This is a genomic window from Polaribacter sp. Z022, assembly GCF_023555495.1.
Taxonomy (GTDB): domain Bacteria; phylum Bacteroidota; class Bacteroidia; order Flavobacteriales; family Flavobacteriaceae; genus Polaribacter.
In genome coordinates this window covers 1-686 of sequence record NZ_JALCZO010000042.1, presented here as the reverse complement: position 1 = coordinate 686, position 686 = coordinate 1, and the positions used below count along the sequence as shown (strand labels likewise).

General features: G+C 25.2%; 1 protein-coding gene. It reads right to left on the bottom strand.

All coding sequences use genetic code 11. The features are described from left to right. Positions 1 to 140: 140 nt before the first annotated feature. The gene (locus MPF13_RS15505; RefSeq protein ID WP_249983674.1) at positions 141 to 626 is read right to left on the bottom strand and encodes a hypothetical protein; all 486 of its coding nucleotides are present in this window, start codon (positions 624 to 626) and stop codon (positions 141 to 143) included. Between the last annotated feature and the right edge of the window lie 60 nt (positions 627 to 686).

The window sequence follows — 686 nt, the reverse complement described above, 5'->3', positions numbered from 1 at the left end:
CACAACGTGTTTGTGTATAATGAAGTTGCGATTTTAAGATTGGCTGATTTTCCGAAGGAAAATTAAGACAAGATTAAAAAAGCAACAATTTTTGATTAAGCTAAAAATAAGCAATTTTTTATACACGGTGTTGGCAGTAGTTATTTTTTCATATATTCTTCAGCTTCATAAGCATCAATAGGGAAATTCGGTTCACTCATTTTCTTATAGTAAAATTCTCCAATACTTAAATTTAGATTTATATAAATAGAATCTAAATTTTCAATTTCTTCATTTTCCCATAATTCATCGTGAAAAACATATCCCATTTTCATAGTTTCAAAATTCAGAACGATTGGATCTCCATTCATTCCACTTCCAACAATAAGTAATTTTCTCTTATAAATATTCTTATTTTCTTTTTCTATATTTTCAGTTCTTATTTCATTTACACAAGAAAAATAAATTCCGCCAAAATTCAGATACTGTAGAAAAGAAAATTGTTTGAGGAATTCAACTAATTCTGAATTCAATCCAATGTCTTTAAAAAACTCAAGATTTTTTTCATTGACTTTCACTACATTTTTAGTGTAATTATATTTAATGATTTCTAAAGATTTTTCAAATAATAATTTGTCAATTTTCATTCAAATTGTTTTCTAAATAATTCTATTATATTGATGATTTTCGTCAATTACTGCCAACGT

Coding starts and splice junctions, on each gene's coding strand:
- MPF13_RS15505 (WP_249983674.1), bottom strand. CDS start 626: ATGAAAATTGACAAATTATTATTTGAAAAATCTTTAGAAATCATTAAA.